The sequence below is a fragment of the Lacticaseibacillus porcinae genome, assembly GCF_003946305.1.
GTDB lineage: Bacteria > Bacillota > Bacilli > Lactobacillales > Lactobacillaceae > Lacticaseibacillus > Lacticaseibacillus porcinae.
On sequence record NZ_RHNS01000012.1, the window covers coordinates 23348 to 42215 of the forward strand.

At 47.8% G+C, this 18868-nt stretch carries 16 protein-coding genes; 9 read left to right on the top strand and 7 right to left on the bottom strand.

The window, feature by feature from the left end; genetic code table 11:
- Positions 1 to 216: 216 nt before the first annotated feature.
- The 4 genes from secA to EKM92_RS09675 all read right to left on the bottom strand — a co-directional run bounded on the left by secA (position 217) and on the right by EKM92_RS09675 (position 5926).
- Positions 217 to 2580, bottom strand: coding sequence for a preprotein translocase subunit SecA (gene secA, locus EKM92_RS09660; protein ID WP_125710265.1), 2364 nt, complete (start codon positions 2578 to 2580; stop codon positions 217 to 219).
- A 747-nt stretch (positions 2581 to 3327) separates the two neighbouring features.
- Positions 3328 to 3873, bottom strand: a complete 546-nt coding sequence (gene hpf / locus EKM92_RS09665; RefSeq protein WP_056963469.1) for a ribosome hibernation-promoting factor, HPF/YfiA family — start codon at positions 3871 to 3873, stop codon at positions 3328 to 3330.
- Between the two features lie 134 nt (positions 3874 to 4007).
- Entirely contained in the window at positions 4008 to 4670 is a 663-nt protein-coding gene (locus EKM92_RS09670) for a ComF family protein (RefSeq protein WP_225420772.1), read from the bottom strand.
- Positions 4671 to 4672: 2 nt separating this feature from the next.
- Positions 4673 to 5926 carry a helicase-related protein gene (locus tag EKM92_RS09675; protein WP_125710267.1) on the bottom strand — a complete coding sequence of 418 codons (1254 nt, stop codon included), beginning with the start codon at positions 5924 to 5926 and terminating at the stop codon, positions 4673 to 4675.
- A gap of 12 nt (positions 5927 to 5938) precedes the next feature.
- Between EKM92_RS09675 and EKM92_RS09680 the strand changes: the two genes are divergently transcribed.
- Positions 5939 to 6586, top strand: coding sequence for a YigZ family protein (locus tag EKM92_RS09680; protein ID WP_125710269.1), 648 nt, complete (start codon positions 5939 to 5941; stop codon positions 6584 to 6586).
- A gap of 44 nt (positions 6587 to 6630) precedes the next feature.
- On the opposite strand, the gene EKM92_RS09685 is transcribed toward EKM92_RS09680, so the two are convergent.
- Entirely contained in the window at positions 6631 to 7614 is a 984-nt protein-coding gene (locus tag EKM92_RS09685; protein WP_125710271.1) for an AEC family transporter, read from the bottom strand.
- Between the two features lie 39 nt (positions 7615 to 7653).
- Positions 7654 to 9366 carry a malolactic enzyme gene (locus EKM92_RS09690; protein ID WP_263853894.1) on the bottom strand — a complete coding sequence of 571 codons (1713 nt, stop codon included), beginning with the start codon at positions 9364 to 9366 and terminating at the stop codon, positions 7654 to 7656.
- Between the two features lie 51 nt (positions 9367 to 9417).
- Here EKM92_RS09690 and EKM92_RS09695 point away from each other — a divergent pair, with 51 nt between their 5' ends.
- Both EKM92_RS09695 and EKM92_RS09700 read left to right on the top strand, forming a co-directional pair.
- Positions 9418 to 10296, top strand: coding sequence for a LysR family transcriptional regulator (locus EKM92_RS09695; RefSeq protein ID WP_125710275.1), 879 nt, complete (start codon positions 9418 to 9420; stop codon positions 10294 to 10296).
- Between the two features lie 9 nt (positions 10297 to 10305).
- Positions 10306 to 11670 carry a class II fumarate hydratase gene (locus tag EKM92_RS09700; protein WP_125710277.1) on the top strand — a complete coding sequence of 455 codons (1365 nt, stop codon included), beginning with the start codon at positions 10306 to 10308 and terminating at the stop codon, positions 11668 to 11670.
- Positions 11671 to 11705: 35 nt separating this feature from the next.
- On the opposite strand, the gene EKM92_RS09705 is transcribed toward EKM92_RS09700, so the two are convergent.
- Complete coding sequence (locus tag EKM92_RS09705; RefSeq protein WP_125710279.1) at positions 11706 to 12638, bottom strand: magnesium transporter CorA family protein; 933 nt, start codon at positions 12636 to 12638, stop codon at positions 11706 to 11708.
- Between the two features lie 120 nt (positions 12639 to 12758).
- Between EKM92_RS09705 and EKM92_RS09710 the strand changes: the two genes are divergently transcribed.
- From EKM92_RS09710 to EKM92_RS09735, 6 genes are all read left to right on the top strand, one after another.
- The gene (locus tag EKM92_RS09710) at positions 12759 to 13694 is read left to right on the top strand and encodes a hypothetical protein (protein WP_125710281.1); all 936 of its coding nucleotides are present in this window, start codon (positions 12759 to 12761) and stop codon (positions 13692 to 13694) included.
- A gap of 138 nt (positions 13695 to 13832) precedes the next feature.
- Positions 13833 to 14780, top strand: coding sequence for an AEC family transporter (locus EKM92_RS09715; protein ID WP_125710283.1), 948 nt, complete (start codon positions 13833 to 13835; stop codon positions 14778 to 14780).
- An 18-nt stretch (positions 14781 to 14798) separates the two neighbouring features.
- Positions 14799 to 15269 carry a hypothetical protein gene (locus tag EKM92_RS09720; protein WP_125710284.1) on the top strand — a complete coding sequence of 157 codons (471 nt, stop codon included), beginning with the start codon at positions 14799 to 14801 and terminating at the stop codon, positions 15267 to 15269.
- Positions 15270 to 15444: 175 nt separating this feature from the next.
- Positions 15445 to 16050: a WxL domain-containing protein gene (locus tag EKM92_RS09725; protein ID WP_125710286.1), complete on the top strand. Its 606-nt coding sequence runs from the start codon at positions 15445 to 15447 to the stop codon at positions 16048 to 16050.
- Positions 16051 to 16110: 60 nt separating this feature from the next.
- Positions 16111 to 17070 carry a WxL protein host-binding domain-containing protein gene (locus EKM92_RS09730; RefSeq protein WP_125710288.1) on the top strand — a complete coding sequence of 320 codons (960 nt, stop codon included), beginning with the start codon at positions 16111 to 16113 and terminating at the stop codon, positions 17068 to 17070.
- Positions 17067 to 18827, top strand: a complete 1761-nt coding sequence (locus tag EKM92_RS09735; RefSeq protein WP_125710290.1) for an LPXTG cell wall anchor domain-containing protein — start codon at positions 17067 to 17069, stop codon at positions 18825 to 18827. The genes EKM92_RS09730 and EKM92_RS09735 overlap by 4 nt, the downstream gene beginning before the upstream one ends.
- Positions 18828 to 18868: the final 41 nt, after the last annotated feature.

An 18868-nucleotide genomic window follows, 5' to 3' on the forward strand; every position in this document is an offset into this window, starting at 1 on the left:
AACGCCGGTTTGTGGCGGTTCACGCAGATATCACCGGTAAAAAATGAAACGAAACGATTTTCTTCGTTTCATTTTTAGGCGAAAGAACATCGACGGTTTTTGTCGATTTCTGTAGCCGGCCGCACCGGCAATGGTCCAGTTTTCCGCAGTGACGCCAAGTCACTTCCATCTGCCACTGAATGCAAAAGGCCGGGCATGCCCGGTCTTTTGTGGTGCCTAACGACGAATGTTTTGACGAATTTCGGCTTTCATGAACAGACGCGTCACGTCTTCATCCATGTGGGCGATCATTTCTTCAAACATCGCATAAGCCTCTTCTTGGTATTCGACCAATGGGTTCATTTGACCATATCCACGCAAGCCAACAGATTGACGCAATTGATCTAAGACGTCGATGTGATCAGTCCATAAAGAGTCAACAACACGTAAGATAACCACTTTTTCAAATTCAAGCATTTGGTCTTTGTCGCCTAATTGTTTGAGTTTTTCGTTGTAGTTGTCTTCTGCAAGGCCTTCGATTTTGTCGATGATCTGATCTTGGCTTAACCCTTCAAAAGCATTGGTTGCCAGCTTGTCGCTGGATACCATGTTGGAGGTCACATAGTCATAGATCTTGTCGAGTTCCCACTTAGATTGATCGCCTTGGGTATGAAGTTGGACGATGCGGGTGATGCAACGGTCGAGCATCGCCATGAGCACTGGCTTCAACGTGTCATCTTCATTGATGACTTGTTGGCGCTGCTTGTAAATGACTTCACGCTGTTCACGCATGACATCATCATATTGCAAGGTGTTCTTACGGGTATCGTAGTTGTTCCCTTCAACCCGCTTTTGCGCAGATTCAACAGAACGAGAGATCATGCGAGAGCGAATCACTTGTTCGTCGTCTTCCAACTTGAAGCGATCAAGCATCGCTTTGATGCGATCAGAACCAAAACGCTTCATCAAGTCATCTTCAAGTGACAAGTAGAATTGGGTGTAACCTGGATCCCCTTGACGACCGGAACGGCCACGAAGCTGGTTATCGATACGACGAGATTCATGACGTTCAGTCCCGATCACTGCTAAGCCGCCAACTTCTTTGACGCCAGGGCCAAGTTTGATATCAGTCCCACGACCAGCCATGTTGGTGGCGATGGTGACGGCACCACGTTGACCAGCGTTCATGACGATTTCTGCTTCACGGGCGTGGTTTTTGGCGTTTAAGACGGAATGAGGAATACCTTCGTCGTCAAGCATTTTGCTTAAACGTTCAGAAGATTCGATGGCCACGGTCCCGACTAAGATCGGTTGGCCTTTTTCATGGCGCGCTTTGATATCTGCAGTGACAGCTTTGAATTTAGAATCCAACGTTGGATACAAAATATCAGGCATGTCGACACGGGCGATCGGACGGTTGGTTGGAATCGTCAACACGTTCATGTTGTAGATTTCCCGGAATTCTTCTTCTTCAGTCTTCGCCGTCCCTGTCATCCCAGACAGTTTGTTGTACATCCGGAAGAAGTTCTGATAGGTGATGGTCGCCATGGTTTGGTTCTCATCTTGGATCTCAACGCCTTCTTTGGCTTCGATCGCTTGATGCAAGCCATCAGAGAAGCGGCGACCTTCCATGGCCCGCCCAGTAAAGGAATCGACGATCAAGACTTCACCGTCTTTGACCATGTAGTCGATATCTTTGAGCATGATGTAGTTGGCTCGCAACGCTTGGTCCATATGGTGGGTCAAGGCCGTGTTTTCAGTGTCATATAAGTTCTTCAAGCCAAAGGTCTTTTCGGCTTTACGGATCCCATTTTCAGTTAAGGAAATGGTCTTCGTTGGCCAGTCGATCTTGTAGTCGTCTTCTTCTTTTAACGTTTTGACGAAACGATCGGCACGAATATATAAGCCGTTAGACTTTTCAGCGCCACCAGAAATGATCAATGGGGTCCGGGCTTCATCAATTAAAATGGAGTCAACTTCATCGACGATGGCATAGTTTAATTCGCGTTGCACCATTTGTTGCTTGTACACAACCATGTTGTCACGCAAATAGTCGAACCCTAATTCCGCGTTAGTGGAATAGGTGATGTCGGCATTGTAAGCTTCACGCTTTTCGTCAGAAGACTTTTCATGGGTGTTTAAGCCCACAGAAAGACCCATCCAGTTGTAAAGTTCGCCCATTTCAGTGGCATCACGCGCACTGAGGTATTCGTTGACAGTAACAACATGGACGCCATGTCCTGCTAAAGCATTCAAATACACTGGCATGGTGGCGGTCAAGGTTTTCCCTTCACCAGTTTTCATTTCAGCGATGTTACCTTCATGTAAGGTGATCCCACCGATGATCTGCACGCGGAATGGGAATAACCCCAAGACCCGCTTGGCGCCTTCACGCACTGCGGCAAACGCTTCAGGCAAAATGTCATCAAGGGTTTCGCCGTTTTCCAAGCGTTTCTTCAACGCTGGGGTTTGGGCTTGTAATTCTTCGTCGGACAAAGCCGCCATTTCTTTTTCATGTGCGATCACTTTATCGGCAATTTTGCCGATGCGGTTAACTTCGCGTTTATCGTTTTCGACCCATTTTCTAAGTGGATTAGCCATTAATTAAATTCCCTTCTGTCACGATTTGCTAGGTGCAACCCAGCAAGAGTGTACACTGACTGACAGTATCCTCATTATTCTAGCATTGATTAACAAAATTTAAAACTGGGGCACAAGAAAAAAGCCTGAGCGTCGTCGGGAGATTTGAAATTGGGACTCCAGCTGGCTCGCCGTTGCATAATGAGGGTCCTCGGGGAAGCTAACTTGGACGTTTCGCGACGCTCATCGCCAAGTGGATCTTCCCCTGCGGCATTCTGTAGGCAGTGAACCGCCAACAAAAATCTCATGATGCAGCGACGGCCAGCTTCCGTCCCAATTTAAAATCACTGTCGCGTCGCTCATTTGTTGGCAAGGAATTCACCATGAACATCCGAATCGATACTGATCCATGATTAACGAATGATCGATCAGTGACGCCTGATATCAGAAGACTAAGGGAACACAGAAAATCGGTGAGCGGAGGTGAACTTGTGGAATGATGCGGCTGAAATCAGCGAACGTGGCAGAAAGCATAGCTGAGACAGTGATTTTCTGGCTCAGTTATGCTTTCAGGCAAAATCAAAGACGTGGGCTTCGGCTTTGATTTTAGGTGAAAGAGCATCGGCGCTTTTTGCCGATCTCTGCAACCGGCCGGCTACGAGAACTGATTTCAGCCGCATCGTGGAACAAGTTCACCGGAGCTCACTGATTTTCTCCCTTTACCCGACCCCACAAAAAAAGAGCTGCCGAAGCAACTCTTTTCCATTATTATTCGTCAGTTTCGATCAGGCCATAACGACCATCGCGGCGCTTGTAGACAATGCTGGTGCCAGAAGTTTCGGCATCTTCGAAAATGAAGAAGTTGTGGCCAAGCATATCCATTTGCAAAATGGCTTCTTGAGAATCCATTGGCTTCAAGGAAACACGCTTTGTGCGAACCACTTGTAAGTCATCTTCTGGAACTGCTTCTTCATCAGCGGCGTCCACTTGGATCGGGGCGAGCCCTTTTTCGCGGGACTTGCGGTTGATCTTGGTCTTGTACTTGCGCACTTGGCGTTCGAGTTTGTCGGTAACCAAGTCAACGCTGGCATACAGATCAGGGCTGGTTTCTTCGGCGCGCAACGTGAGATAAGACAGTGGGATCGTTACTTCAACTTTAGCCGTCTTGTCGGGGTAAACTTTCAAATTCACATGCGCGATCGCTTGAACCGAGTTATCAAAGAATTTGTTGAGCTTGCTAATGCGCTTTTCGACATAAGCCCGAATGGCATCGGTAACCTCAATATTTTCGCCACGAACGTTGTATGTTAGCATGACACTTCTCCCCTTTCATCAACGCTGTGATAAGCCACAGCGCCCGATTGGCGGGCATTTGAGAGCCCTTCCAATCTCTAACCCTATTATACCGAACTGATTCCAAATGTACAAACCTAAAAGCTGTGAATTATTCACCTAATTAGCGAAAAACTTGTGATGGTGCCATGAAACCCTGCCTCGCGCAACGCGTCAGCGGCATGGTAAAGCGTCCGTCCAGTGGTGTAAAGGTCATCTAACAACGTGATTTGTGAAATTTGCGCAAGTGACACCAGTGGTCGCACGGAAAAACTTTGCGGCGTCATTAACCGTCCTGCACGATTTTTCTGAGCCTGTGGAACTGGGGTGTCCGCTTTTTCTAACCATTGATGTAGCGACAAATGATCAAACAACCCCAGCACTGGATCAAAACCACGCGCTTGATAATGACCGGCTTCAGTGGGAATGGGAACATAAGTTGATTTTGGTGGTTGAATCAGATCTTGAAACGCGACATGCAATCGCCAATCACCTAACCCTTTATATTGTTGAATAAAACTTTTCATCGCGCCGTCATATTGAAACACTGCGCGATGATGAAGCAAAGGGTAACCAGCTTTTTGCCAACGCTGACAGTCATAACACAACGTCGGTGAATCGGCGCGACCGCAACCAGGACAGGCATTGGCTTGATCGATGCGAGTAAATTGCCGCAAACACGCACGACATAAATGTGGTGCGCGCACTTTTGTTAAGGTAAAGATTTTCGTCAAGGTCCACTCGATTTGAATCGGTTGACCACATAAAACGCAAGCCATTGTCATCCCGCCTTCATGTGATTGAGTTGTTCAATGGTGGTGATTGCCACTTGAAGGTCGCGCGTGTAATGTTGCACGTAAAACCACACTGGATCATCTGGTGAATCTGCTGCCCGCCCGGCACGGCCTGCCATTTGAATCAAGGCGTCGTGGCCAAATCTTGGCGAATCTGCCGATAACACGACTACCGCGCAACGATGAATCGTCACCCCACGCTCTAAAATCGTCGTGGTGACCATCACTTGGATCTCCCCGGCCCGAAACGCTAAGACTTTGGCTTCGCGTGCTTCATCTTGCGCATGTACACTTTGCACCGCAACGTTTAATTGTCGACGCAATGCTTTGACGATTGGTCGTAACCAATCGATATCTGGCACAAACAATAACACGCGATGTGTCGTCACCAACTTTTTCAGTTGATCAAGCAACGGTTGGGGTAATTGTTGAGGCAAATGGACTTTTTTCACCCAAGCAAGCTTCGGCACTGGCAGTGGATAACCGTGAAATCGTCGTGGCAAAGTGCTTAAGCCGATCTTACCGCGACGACCTTGTTGCAGTAATTTTTGATCAGGGGTGGCACTCAACCACACCATACTACCAATGACAGCGTGTTGGGCAGCATACATTAACGCTGCATCATGGGCAAAAGGAAACGCATCGACTTCATCGATCACCAATAAATCAAAACAATGGTAGTAACGCAACAGTTGATGGGTGGTCAACACCGTCAACTGCACATCTTGCTTTGGCCAAGGAGCACCGCCGTAGCGCACAGCCATTGGCGTATGGGCAAAAGCTTGTGCCAAACGCGGTGCCAGTTCACGGACCACATCGATCCGCGGAGCCGCCACACCAACGCGACCGCCCTTATTTAACAATTGCGCGATCGCAGGAAACAACATTTCCGTTTTCCCAGCACCAGTCACTGCCCACAATAAATGTTCCCGTTGCGCTTTCACTGACGCACATAATTCAGCACTAGCTTGTTGTTGTGCATGCGTCAACTCCCCTTGCCAAGTCAACGAAGCTGTCGGCGGAAAGCGCGGCGCTTCAAAGCGAAACAACGATTGGCCTTCAACGACGCGACCGAGATTCACGCACACTGGACAATAACGCCACCCGATCGGCAACGTCACCGCTTGTTTTTGTCCGCAGCGCATGCAGCGCCCATCTGTCGTCATCGCTGGCACGGCTTGTGCTACACTAAGATCAGACTTAATATCGTCCAACAACAATTGCATCCCTGCATATCGCATAAGGAGCCTCCCATGGTTTATCGCACGATCCAACAAAACGGTGAAGCTGAGCTGATCAATAAAAAATCTCGCTTCATCACCCAACTTGCGCGCATCACATCAGAAGCTGATGCCCAAGCGTTCATCGCTCAAGTTAAAAAGACGCACTACAAAGCCAATCACAACGTCCCGGTATACTTACTCGGCGACGATGATCATATTCAACGCGCCAATGATGATGGGGAACCTAGTGGCACCGCCGGAGTCCCAATGTTGAAAACCTTACAAGAAATGGGCCTACATGATGTCTGCGCCGTCACCACCAGATATTTCGGTGGCATCAAACTCGGTGCAGGCGGGTTGATCCGCGCTTATTCAAACAGTGTTTCTAACGCCGTCAATGAAATCGGGATCGTTGAGCGCCGCTTGCAAAAGCAAGTCACCATTGCCATTTCATATGCACAGCTCGGATCGGTGCAACATTACCTTGAAGCAAATGCGTTGCCGATGATCATAAATTACGCCGTTAACGTCGAAATTGAAACCAGTGTCCCGGAATCGGCGCTCGAAAACTTGGAAAATGACCTCACCAATTTACTCTCTGGTCAATTGAGCTTGACTATCGGCGACGACGAATTTGTTGAAATTCCTGTCACCACAACAAAAAACGCCGACTCATAACGAGTCAGCGTTTTTTAATTGTGAATCAATGCCATTTTGGCATATTAGAAACCTTGAATCAGCATCATCACGATCGGCACCACGATGGCAAACAACACAGTGGATAAGGTCACCACATTCGTTGCATATTCTTCATCAGCATGCGCTTGGTTTGCTAAAATCGGCAATACTGCAAGTCCTGGAGCAGACGCTTGAATGATCAAGGTCTTCGCTTCCAAAGATGGGACGTTGAAGCCTGAGTGGATCCCCATCACGATCAACGCGGTGATCAATAGCGGTGCGACAATGAAGCGACCGATCAAGGCCACGATGGAATCGCGGTCGAACTTGATAGCACCAAAGCCAGCTTTCGCTAAAATGATCCCGATGTAGATCAATGATAACGGTGTGACCAAAGAACCCACATAATCTAAAGTGTTTTTGGCAAAGCCTAACCAACCGACATTGACAAATGGAATGTTCAACAGCAAGAAGACCAAGGCGACGATGAAGCCGACTAATGGTGCTGGTAATAACTTCTTCCAGTTAAAGCTAGTTTTTTCACCAGTGCCAGCGATTTTCGTTGGGTCATCCCAACTCATAATGAAGGCGCCTAAGGTCCAAGTGGACACAGTGTTCACCACATAATAAGTCAAGAAGTAAGGTGTCGCTTTATCGCCGAACAAAGCGAGGTTTAACGGCAACCCGATGAAAATGGTGTTGGCGTTGACGAACATGTTGATAAACGTCCCGCGACGACCTGGGCGTACCTTCAAGAGTTTCACTAAGGCAAACGCCACGATGTAGCCTAAAATCACGGCACCGAAGCCGTAAACTAAGCCACTGGAAATCGAGATCAGCTTGCTTAATGTCAAGCGTTCCAAAACAGAAATGAAAATCGATGCAGGCAAGGCCACTTTCATCAATAATGTGGAAATGGTGCCGCCAAAGGCTTCATCAAACCAGCCCTTTTTTTGTAAAATGTACCCCAAAGCAATGATCAAAACGATCGTTAAAATACTTTGGACGGAAGTGTATAAAGCAGTCACTTTGTCGTCCCCCTTCTATTGTTGTGTTGCAGATTTTAATTAATCAGCCATTTCAATGTTTAATGGTTGATATTCTGGTGCCCATTGCATATCAGAAACAGCTTTTTCAACGTCTTTGATGTCATCAACGTTCAAACCATCTTTAACCGCTTGGTTGGCAACGGCTAATGCCACAGTCTTGGAGAATTGATCCAATTTCGTCACTGGTGGCAATACCGCAGCGCCGGCAAGGTCAGGATCCACGATCCCACCTAAGGAGTGTGCAGCAGCAGAGATCATGTCATCTGACAATAACTTGCTAGTCGCAGCGATCGTCCCTAACCCAAGACCTGGGTATACCAAGGCGTTGTTCGCTTGACCGATTTCGTAAGTGACACCGTTGTAAACAACCGGTGCTGCTGGGATCCCGGTGGCAACTAACGCTTTGCCATCAGTCCACTTGATCAAATCTTCAGCTTTGGCTTCTGCTAACTTAGTCGGGTTAGACAATGGGAAAATGATCGGACGTTCAGTATGTGCAGCCATTTCCTTCACAATGCTTTCAGTAAAGGTGCCAGGTTGTGTGGAAGTCCCGACTAACACGTCAGGATGTACCGCTTTGACTGCAGCTTCTAAGCTAGTCAGTTCATCAGCGTTAGCAAATTCTGAACGAGAACGGGCGAATACTTTTTGGGCAGGCGTCAAGGTTTCGTCATCATCAAACAACAACCCTTGCTTGTCGACTAAATAGAAGTGCTTCTTCGCTTCTTCTGGCGCCATGCCTTGTTGCAAGTATTCTTCATAAACCCGAGCAGCGATCCCGGCACCCGCAGTCCCAGCACCAAAGCTCATGTAAACTTGGTCAGTCATTTTTTGCTTGGAAATGTTCAAGGCACCCAGCATCCCGGCTAACACAATGATCCCAGTACCTTGAATATCATCGTTGAAAGTCGTGATTTGGTTCTTGTATTGATCTAAGATATCAGCGGCGTTAGCACGACCGAAGTCTTCAAAATGCAAGTACAAACGTGGGAACAACTTTTCAGCAGTGGCGACGAACTTGTCAACAAAGGCGTGGTATTTGTCGCCATAAACACGTTCGTGACGGTTGCCAAGGTATAAGTCATCGTTCAACAATTCTTGATTGTTGGTCCCAGCATCTAATACCACTGGTAACACTTGGGAAGGATCGATGCCGGCAGCGGCAGTGTAAACCATCAACTTACCCACAGCGATATCAACACCTTGCGTGCCCCAGTCGCCGATCCCTAAGATCCCTTCAGCGTCAGTGACCACTAATAAACGAATGTCGCGGCCGTTAGCGGAACGACGCAGAGCTGATTCGATGTCATCTTGCGCATCGATGGACAAATATGTCGCATTTTGAGGTTCAACGAACAATGCGGAGTAGTTTTCGATGGTGTCAGCAATGGTTGGGTCATAAACCACTGGCATGAATTCTGCGATGTGTTCAGAGAACAACTTGTAGTACAACACGTGGTTGGTGTTGAACAATTGCATTAAGAACAAACGCTTTTGTAAGTTATCATTTTTACTTTCATATTGCGCATAAGCTTGCTTGACTTGTTGGCTCAGTGATTGAATCGCGCTAGGCAGTAATCCGTTCAAGCCGTATGCGTCGCGTTCTGCTTGGGTGAAGGCAGTACCTTTGTTTAAAAATGGGTCATGTAATAATTGTTGGGCTGTATATTTCATTACGATTTCCTCCTGTCGTTGTTTACGAGTAACAGCATATTCCTTGCAAAAAAATATAGTCAAACGGCGTAGATGTGATAAGATTTGTTAATATGAGGAGGCGGGGCAATGAATACACGCGACCTAGAATATTTTGTCGCGCTTTGCGATGAAAAAAATTTTTCACAAGTTGCTAAAAAGTTTGGCGTCACCCAACCAACCATCACCCTGGCGTTGAAACGGTTGGAAAGTCAATTTGCCATTCAGTTGATCGATCGCGATCAAAGCCACGGGAGTTTGACCATCACCCCTGCAGGCCAACAACTTTATCAACGCGCCAATGTCGTTGGCAAACAACTTAAACTCGCAGAAAAAGAGCTACGCGCGCTACGTCATCCTAAGATTCGCTTTGGGTTGCCGCCGATCATTGGGAGTTTTTATTTTCCCAAACTGGCACCACGACTGGTCGCAAGCGGTTTGATGCCTGATCTTGAAACCCATGAAGCCGGAAGCACCAATTTATTAGAAGACTTACGCGCCGGCCATTTAGACGTCGCATTACTCGGCGCCACCGGACCATTAGTCGCACCAGACCTTGACGTGCATACGGTTGCCGCAGACCCATTTGTCGCCGTGATGCCGAAGACTCACCCCAACGCGCGGCGTGAGACGATCAGTTTTGCGGAATTGGCAGATGAACCTTTTGTTACTTTTTCTGAAGGGTATGTTCACACCAAAGCGATGCAGTGGTTCACCCAAGCATCAGGGATCCAACCAAGTGTCGTCTACCGCACGCCTGATGTTGCCTTGTTAAAATCGATGATCCATGCTGGGGTCGGCATTGGGTTGCTGGCAACTACTGCGGTGACTGACGCTGACGACTTGGCTTGTGTCCCATTAAGTGAATCCGGTCAGCCGCGCTTCAGTATTTCTGTGGTGACACGCCGAGGGCAAGTGTTAACGCCAACGATGACCGAATTAATGACGCTGTTAAATCAACATGCTTAGGAGGCAATTATGCGTATTGAACATGATTCATTAGGTGCTGTGGAAATTCCAGATAATGTTTGGTGGGGTCCGCAAACTGAACGCTCTCGCCATAACTTCACCACCGGTCCGCAAATGCCGATGCCAGTGATCCGCAGTTTGATTCAAGTGAAACTTGCTGCTGCGATCGTCAATGGTGAAACTGGCAGTATTTCACAAACAATCAGTACCGCGATCCAACAAGCGGCGAAGCAATTACTCGCGTTAAAAGACACAGAACTTGCGCAAAGCTTTCCATTGCGGGTTTATCAAACCGGCTCAGGCACCCAAACGAATATGAACGTTAATGAAGTGCTTGCGCATTTGGCTAGTCAACATTCATCAGATCCGGTTTTACCTAACGATCATGTCAACTGCGGTCAAAGCTCAAATGATACCTTCCCCACTGCGATGCACATGGCCGCCTATGCTGCCGGTCAGCAAGTGATCACCGCATTAAATGAATTGATCGATCAACTAGAAGCCAAACAAGTCGCATACATGCACACGGTGAAACTTGGTCGCACCCATTTGCAAGATGCGACACCTTTGACTTTCGGACAAGAAGTTTCAGGCTGGGTCGCGACGTTGCAACAAGATGTTGAAACGTTGCGCGCCTTGTTGCCACAACTGTTGGCTTTGCCTTTAGGTGGTACTGCTGTAGGCACCGGACTTAACACCACGGCTAAGCAAACAACCAAAATGGTGCAAGCCATCGCACAACTCACAAAGACGCCATTTACATCAATGCCGAACAAATTTCATGGCTTGGCAGCACATTCTGAATTGACGATCAATCACAGTGCATTAAAAACCTTAGCCACTGACTTGTTGAAAATTGCCAATGACATTCGCTTCTTAGCTTCAGGTCCGCGCGGCGGCTACGGCGAATTGACGATCCCCGCTAACGAACCTGGGAGTTCGATCATGCCTGGTAAAGTCAATCCGACGCAAGCAGAAGCGTTGACGATGATCGCCACGCGCGTTTTAGGGAATGATGTCACCATCAGTGTGGCCAATAGCCAGGGGAATTTTGAAATGAATGTTTACAAACCGGTGATCATTGCCAGCTTCTTAGAATCTTGCGACTTGTTAGCCGGCGGGATGACGCAATTCAGTCATTTGCTGGTGCAAGGTTTGACTGCCAATGAAGTCCGGATGCGCGAATTAGTGGATAATTCCTTGATGTTAGTCACGGCTTTATCCCCTCACATCGGCTATGAAGCCAGTGCCCACATTGCCCAAGCTGCACAAAAAAACGGTAGCTCACTAAAAGCTGCCGCCATTGCCAGTGGTAAAGTCACTGAAGCGCAATATGATGAATGGGTCGATCCGTTGACCTTATGTAACTTATGATCACGTCACGCCTGTCTCTTGGAGATGGGCGTTTTTTAGAAATAATCTTTTTTCTTCAAAAGCCATGCACACGCACCACACAATACGCCCATCACCGCGAGCAAAATGAAAAAGCCACTCATCCCATGCCGCAGCGGCAACCAAGTGTTCATCCCCCAGATCCCAGACACGATCGCAGGGATCGTCATAATGATCGACACACTGGTCAACACTTTCATGATCAAATTCAAGTTATTGCCGACGATCGCCGACACAGCCGTATTGTATTGATCAAGCAACGCCCGCGCACAATCACACACAGTGAGGACTTGATCACATTCAACATTGACGGCATGGAGGCGATATAAATGTTCATCAGTGGTGAAATATTGGGCGGAATCCGCTAGTTTCTTCACCACAGCTTGGGTTTTGGTCAACGCCGCATCAAAATACACCAAACTCCGCTCCAAGGCGATGATCTCATATAACAAGGTGTTACGGCTGGCAGTGGCTAAACGTGACTCCATGGCACGCGTGCGCTGATCCATTTCATCAACATCGCGCACAAATGCCGAAAGTACCGATTGTAACATCGCCAACGCTAAATCTTCAGCGTCGCCTAACGCGCGTGTATGTGCAATAAAGTCATCGACCACCGGCAAACGCTTAGAAGCAACCGTCACCAATTGATCATCGACTAAGATCAAAGCCATTGGTACTGTTTCATAAACTTGATCTCCTTGCGCATTGGTGTCAGCTACCGGCACCCGCAACACCATTAAAGCCGGTTTATCGCTGCCGTCGCGAACGCCGACGACGCGAGGGTCTTCATGAGGATCAAGCCCAGCTTCAAGATAGTCGAAAGGAAATTGATAGCGGTCATCGAGTTCATCTAATTCGTCGCGATTTGGCGCCGTGACGCGCAACCAGTGGCTGGTCGTGGCCGATTCAACGATGCGACCCGCATTAATGGTGTAATTTGCTTGCATAACGTTCACCTCATCACTAGTTTACCACGGCTGATCGGATTAAAAATGTTTAAGAAACCTGTCGTTTTCAGAAAAACGCGTTACAATGGACGGTATTCAATTCACATTGGGAGGAAACTTATGCGCCGAAGCAGACGACGCAGGCGGCATCTTGGCCTGTGGTTTTTCATTCTAATCATTATCGCAATTGCCTTGACCACCTTGTTTCTGATTTTCCGCGGGGCCAAAGTCTCAGGCCCTGACAGTCAAAATTCCAGTTCCGTGACCAAAGTGATCGACACGACGCCTACTGCCAGTTCGACGAAAACCACTAGCGGCACTTGGACAGCATCTGGAAAAGCCGAAGATCCCGACGGTGAAAGGTTAAAGGTTCAAGTTTATTTGACCTTGAAGACAAATGGCCACTATCGCCGCGAATTGGTGATCCAAGGTGATTCTGTGCGCACCATCGTCGACTCAGGCACGTACTCTGGTAGCAAGACCTTCAAACTGAAAAGTCAAAACGCCGTGATCTTCACCTACACCAGCAAAAAGGCCCAACGCAATCAAGTGCCCAAAGCTACAACCCAATACGACAGTGATTACGCCAGCTACCCAAGCTACTTAAAAACAGTGCTGAATAACCGCGTGTCGAAAACCACTTATCGCTATGTCGACACGAAGTTGAGTTTATCAACCACTAACGATAGCGTTCCGACCATCGCCAAAGCCATGGATGCACAGTCTACCACAACGCGCGCTGCCGACAGCTCAACGACAGACGATAACGACACAGCTAACGCTGACACGACCGCTGATGAGCAGGATACTAAGACCAACGATTCAACCAATTCAAACGCCGACAGTAATTCGGACACGACAAGCGATTCAAGCTCCAGTTCCAGCAAGATGACAGTCAGTCAAGCTCAAGCGATTGTTGAACAACAATATCCAAGTTCAGATTATACGATCACCGCCATGGGCCAAACTGGAACGAACTTCACCTTTGTGGTGATCAACCAAAAGACCCGTGACAATCAATATGTCACCGTGAATGCTGACGGTGAGATTCAATAAATTCCAAAAGTCGAGCGTGTTGCACAGCGCTCGACTTTTTGGTTTCTCTCATCATTTTCACAACATATTTTAATTTTTATATTGATGTGATACAATAGAATCATTGTTTTTATCACCCACTACAAAGGAGTTCCCACCGTGACAGCATTCTTATCTAGTGTTTTCGGCGTTTTAGAAATCTTGATCTTGATCGCCATCGGCTACGGCTTGACCGCAGTCGGTTGGTTCAATGACCGCTCCAGTCGCATCATTGCCAAAGTCGTCACCCAAGTGGCTTTGCCCGCTTACATGATCGTGACCATCACCAGTGACTTCTCTGCGAAACAATTGGCGACGATTTTGCCTGACTTGCGCTTTCCCGTCATGTCGATGGCCATTTTATTTGGGTTATCCTTTGGGGTGTGCCGCGCTTTAGCAGTGCCTAAAGGTCGCCGCGGGTTGTTTAAGTCGATGTTTTTCAACTCCAATACGGTGTTTATCGGCTTGCCAGTGAATATGGCGTTGTTTGGTCCGAAGTCTTTGCCTTATGTGCTGGTGTACTACATGGCCAACACCACGATTTTTTGGACTATCGGGGTGTATTTGATTCAAGCCGACGGGCCGCATGCGGCACATTTTGATTTAAAGAAGGTCCTTGGCAAAGTGTTCTCACCACCTTTGTTAGGCTTTATCGTCGGTGTGATCTTCGTGTTGTTAAAAATCAAGCTCCCTGATTTCATCATGAGTGATCTCACTTATGTGGGGAATCTCACCATCCCCGGTTCTATGTTTTTCATCGGGATCTGCATGTATCAAGCAGGTTTACGAAACATTCGCTTTAACAAAGAATTACTGGGGATCTTCGCAGGCCGTTTCGTCTTTGCCCCGATCATCATGTTTTTGTTGGTGTTTGCCGCACCAGTGCCATTGCTCATGAAACAAGTCTTCTTATTGCAATCGGCGATGCCTGTGATGACCAACGCCCCAGTGGTTGCCAAGCTTTATGGTGCTGACGCTTCTAATGCTTCTATCACTGTTTCGGCAACAACTTTATTTTCCATGGTGGTGATCCCCATCGTCATGATCGCTGTGCGCGTGCTACACTAAGCACATGGAGGTATGATCATGCGCGGATTACTCATCATCGCGTTGGTATTGAGTTTAGCAGGTTGCCAAGCCAAACCGACGAAAACAACCAGTAGCAAGCCTAGTCAAACCAGCACCAAAGTCGTCAAACCCAAAGCCAAAAAGCCGGCACCACTAAAAGCCCGCGAGTCCGATTTAATCGGTCACAGCTTTGTCAATGTTGACGATCATGATCAAGTGTTACAGTTTACGGCATCAACGTCAGGCTATTATCTCGATGTCCAAACCAGACAAAATGGTGAAGACTTCACCTCAAGTCAAGCGGGGATCTTCAATGGCAAGTTAACGATCGCGGATCTCACTTACACCTTCACTGGTACAGCGCAACCTAACGCATCAGCCAGTACCCTCAGTTTTAAAAAAATCTCCAAAACCAAAATGCAACAACTCCCTGATGGTCCGATTTACAAACATATCAAAGACGATGACCTCAGCACTTTAAATCAATAGTGATATAAGTAGTGTCTGCTAATTGCAGGCACTATTTTTATTACATTAATTATTCTGAACCATTATTTGAAACGTGAAAATATTGTTTTTTCCTGTACTAGTTGATTCCGGCATTCTGTCTTGATAAGCTAGGGCCAACTTCAATCGCCACTCACTCAACTTAGGAGGAATACTCATGAAATTCACCCCTATCTTCATTGCTGGTGCCGCTACGATCGCGGCGCTTACTAGCGCCAATGCCACTGTTCATGCCGCCGAAGTGAAAGGCCCCACCAAGGCGACCGTCAAAGTCGTCGCTTCTGAGACTGATGACAATCAACTGTACTTGAGTTCCGCGCCTGACTTCAATTTTAAAGAAGCCACCGTCACTGAAATTTATACAAAATTCCAACGTTTAAACCAAGAGGCAATCCACGACCTCCAAATTGTCGACACCCGCACGGCAGACCACGAAGAAAAGTGGCAACTGGCAGTGGCATTATCACGATTTGCTGCCAAAGATGATCCAAAAGATGTCTTAAACTCTGCAACCGTGACGCTTAAACCAAACCAACAATCGACGTTCCAAGTCAATGAAACACCATTAACGACCGGCGGTGATTCGGCTCAATTAGCCGCTGCTTTGGAAGATCGTGGCACCTTGACCCTGCCAGCTGCACAAATAAAGGCAGACCTCGTTCAAACTGGAACGCCTAAAGCTAAAGCGAAGAACGGTTCTGAATACGTTGCTGATTTAACTTGGACCTTGACCACTACCATGAAACCTGCTGCTGCACTGTAGTCCGCAAAGGGCTGGACGATAAATCGCCCAGCTCTTTTTTGTCAATTTCAGGAGGAATGAATGAAACGATTGTTCTGCTTGTTACTCGCGTTTCTGTTTTTCTGGGTCGCGCCAACAACAGTTAATGCAGCCGGCTCTGATTTCACGGTGACGCCGGCAACCCCAAGTGCTGAAAGTCAAAGTTATTTTCAATTTCAACTTAAAGCCAACGCCACACAAACGCTGGCGATCACCATTACCAATAAAGCGGATCATGCGCGCGACTTTGAGTTAGAATTTTTATCTGCAGGCGTTTCAAGCAACGGTCAACTGCTTTACACGCCAGGTGCGAAGCTAGTCAAAGACGCTGGGCCTAGTTTACTGTCAATGATCGAAACCCCGAAACAAACCATCAACGTCCCTGCCAACAGCAAAACGACAGTAGAAACTCACATCAAGGTACCTAACACCAAGTGGTCAGGTGAACGCCTAGGCAGTTGGTATGTCCGCGCAGCCAAAGAAAAGTCGAGCAGCGGGATTCAAAATCGCTTTGCTATGGCGATCCCGATCCACGTGACCATCGATCACGCGTTAACCGTGAACCCCCACCTCACCTTAAGTCAACCAAAGCTCCAGCAAAACAACCAAACCCCAACGATCACTGCTGACTTAAGCAATCACACCCCGCGACTTTTCGGTCACATCACGCAAACCTTAAACTTGTATGACGCTGATCACAAAAGCCTAGGCAAACAAGTCCTCAACAACGCGCAAATGGCGCCTAATGCGATCATGCCTTTGCAATTACCGTTGAAAAAAGCCTTGACCCCTGGTACCTACACCTTGGATCTACGCCTCACGTCTGGCAAACAAAGCTATCACCTCACCAAAACTTTGATCATCACCGGTGACCAAATCGCCAAAGTCACCCCGAAGGCCGCAACTACACTGCTACCTTGGTGGGTCTACGCCTTGATTGGTTTAGTTGTGGTCATGATCGCAGTGATCATTTGGTTGCTCACCACAAGGAGAAAATCATGAAAACGCACATGACGATCACAGTCACTGGCGATCCCCCGCAAGTCGCCAAAGGTGAAATTCTCGCCCGTCCGCATCCAAATCTTCCCGCCACTGGCAATCAGCGTAGCATGCCATTAGTATTTGCTGGCGTGATGATGTTGGCGCTGATTTTAGTGAAATCAAGCAAACGCCATGGATGGTGGGTGTTGTTATTGGTCTTGTCACTGACTGGCGGCAAACCAGTGCAAGCGGCAGAACTACCAGAGATCCTGTACCCGCAAGTGAGTCTTTGGGATGTGCCACCTGCCAAAGCAACGCCTCCATATAATTGGTTGCTCAACAGCGGGTTCACACCGCCAACACCTGATAATGCCTATCTCACCACTACCGTGAACACTCCACAAGATTTAACGGCTTATTATTCCCGACCAGTGTTTCTCGACACTTTCAAAAGCATGGATGTGACCTTAACGATCTGGCAAGTCGCACCTTATGTCGGCGGTCGTTATCAAGCGAAGCGCGTTTACACCAAAACGATCCCTAAAGCGGTACCGTTCGGCGTTTGGAGTTTTACGATTCCTTTTAGCTATACACCAACCACCCCTGGCACCTATTTTTTTCAATATACGACTAACACGCCGATGAGTTTGACGAATTCGGCGTTGGTGGCCAGTGATATCAGTCGCTTGCTGGTGAAGCAGCCGACAAAAACGCTGAGCATTCAAGCACCAAAAGTCGTGTTCCCAAGTACTGGCAGTCCCGCCTATCAAGCAACAACGCAAACGACCCCGATCGATGCAACCGATCGGATCAACTGGACTGCCAGCCAAAATGTGAACTTAGCGCATACCTCTGGTGTTTCCGTCGGCTTTCATGGACAAGCGAGTCAACAAGTCAACTGGGATCCCGCACGACCTGGGCTTTCAGCAGCGTTAGGTGCCACAGCAGGCAAAGCTAAGGCCACTCACGACTTTCATATTGGCGGCTTAGCTGCGGTGGATACTAATGCCGACGCCATCGCGTTGAAACCTTTAATTCACAGCACGCAAGGACTCACTGAAACCGCAAAACAACTGCCTGCAGGTCGGTGGAAATATGATTGGACGATCACCCCCACCAAACAAACGCCCAAAGGTTTACAATTAGATCTCCCCAATCAAAAGTCGATGCGTAATTTTACCGGCGTGAACAATGCCTCAGGTTATATCGACGACCTCAGCGATGCGGCAGTTGCCTTTGAAATACAAGGCACTGGTAGTTTGATCAAAACCTTGATGCAAGCCACTGCAGCTGGGACCCCTTACGCGATCAAATTAGATCTGATTATGGAAAACTCGCAGCAAGCCTATACCTTAGTGTCTAATTATGCTGGGATCACTATCGCCAAACCATCCGTGATGTTATCTGTCAATGCGCCTGACAAACTCAATTGGGAATTTACTCGCCTTGAATTATTTGATCGCAAGGTGAATAAACCGCTGGATCCTGTCAACATCGCCGTTATCGATCACTACGATGTCGCAAATTGGCAGTTAAGTGTCAATTTAGGTGCTACGCCGTCGAAAAAGGATTTTCCTTTTGCCATTTTGATCAATGATCAGCGCCTCGACTATGATGCCCCTGCCGCGGTCATTCAAACTGGCCGCACCGAAGTTGAAACACCGCCGATCGACCTGCGGCTGCAACCGACGGAAGACGCCACAACCAGTTTGGACAGTCATTGGCGCGCAGAAATCACATGGACCTTAACTCATACTGTCGAAGCTGGCAGTTTATAACGCGAAAACGCATTAAATCACGATTCTTCAAGAAAAATTGT

What these genes read in the sequence shown, in the direction of transcription:
- EKM92_RS09720 (WP_125710284.1), top strand. Translation starts at nt 14,799, where the DNA reads ATGCGCGGATTACTCATCATCGCGTTGGTATTGAGTTTAGCAGGTTGC.
- EKM92_RS09695 (WP_125710275.1), top strand. Translation starts at nt 9,418, where the DNA reads ATGAATACACGCGACCTAGAATATTTTGTCGCGCTTTGCGATGAAAAA.
- EKM92_RS09725 (WP_125710286.1), top strand. Translation starts at nt 15,445, where the DNA reads ATGAAATTCACCCCTATCTTCATTGCTGGTGCCGCTACGATCGCGGCG.
- EKM92_RS09675 (WP_125710267.1), bottom strand. Translation starts at nt 5,926, where the DNA reads ATGCGATATGCAGGGATGCAATTGTTGTTGGACGATATTAAGTCTGAT.
- secA (WP_125710265.1), bottom strand. Translation starts at nt 2,580, where the DNA reads ATGGCTAATCCACTTAGAAAATGGGTCGAAAACGATAAACGCGAAGTT.
- EKM92_RS09700 (WP_125710277.1), top strand. Translation starts at nt 10,306, where the DNA reads ATGCGTATTGAACATGATTCATTAGGTGCTGTGGAAATTCCAGATAAT.
- EKM92_RS09710 (WP_125710281.1), top strand. Translation starts at nt 12,759, where the DNA reads ATGCGCCGAAGCAGACGACGCAGGCGGCATCTTGGCCTGTGGTTTTTC.
- EKM92_RS09670 (WP_225420772.1), bottom strand. Translation starts at nt 4,670, where the DNA reads ATGGCTTGCGTTTTATGTGGTCAACCGATTCAAATCGAGTGGACCTTG.
- hpf (WP_056963469.1), bottom strand. Translation starts at nt 3,873, where the DNA reads ATGCTAACATACAACGTTCGTGGCGAAAATATTGAGGTTACCGATGCC.
- EKM92_RS09680 (WP_125710269.1), top strand. Translation starts at nt 5,939, where the DNA reads ATGGTTTATCGCACGATCCAACAAAACGGTGAAGCTGAGCTGATCAAT.
- EKM92_RS09705 (WP_125710279.1), bottom strand. Translation starts at nt 12,638, where the DNA reads ATGCAAGCAAATTACACCATTAATGCGGGTCGCATCGTTGAATCGGCC.
- EKM92_RS09730 (WP_125710288.1), top strand. Translation starts at nt 16,111, where the DNA reads ATGAAACGATTGTTCTGCTTGTTACTCGCGTTTCTGTTTTTCTGGGTC.
- EKM92_RS09735 (WP_125710290.1), top strand. Translation starts at nt 17,067, where the DNA reads ATGAAAACGCACATGACGATCACAGTCACTGGCGATCCCCCGCAAGTC.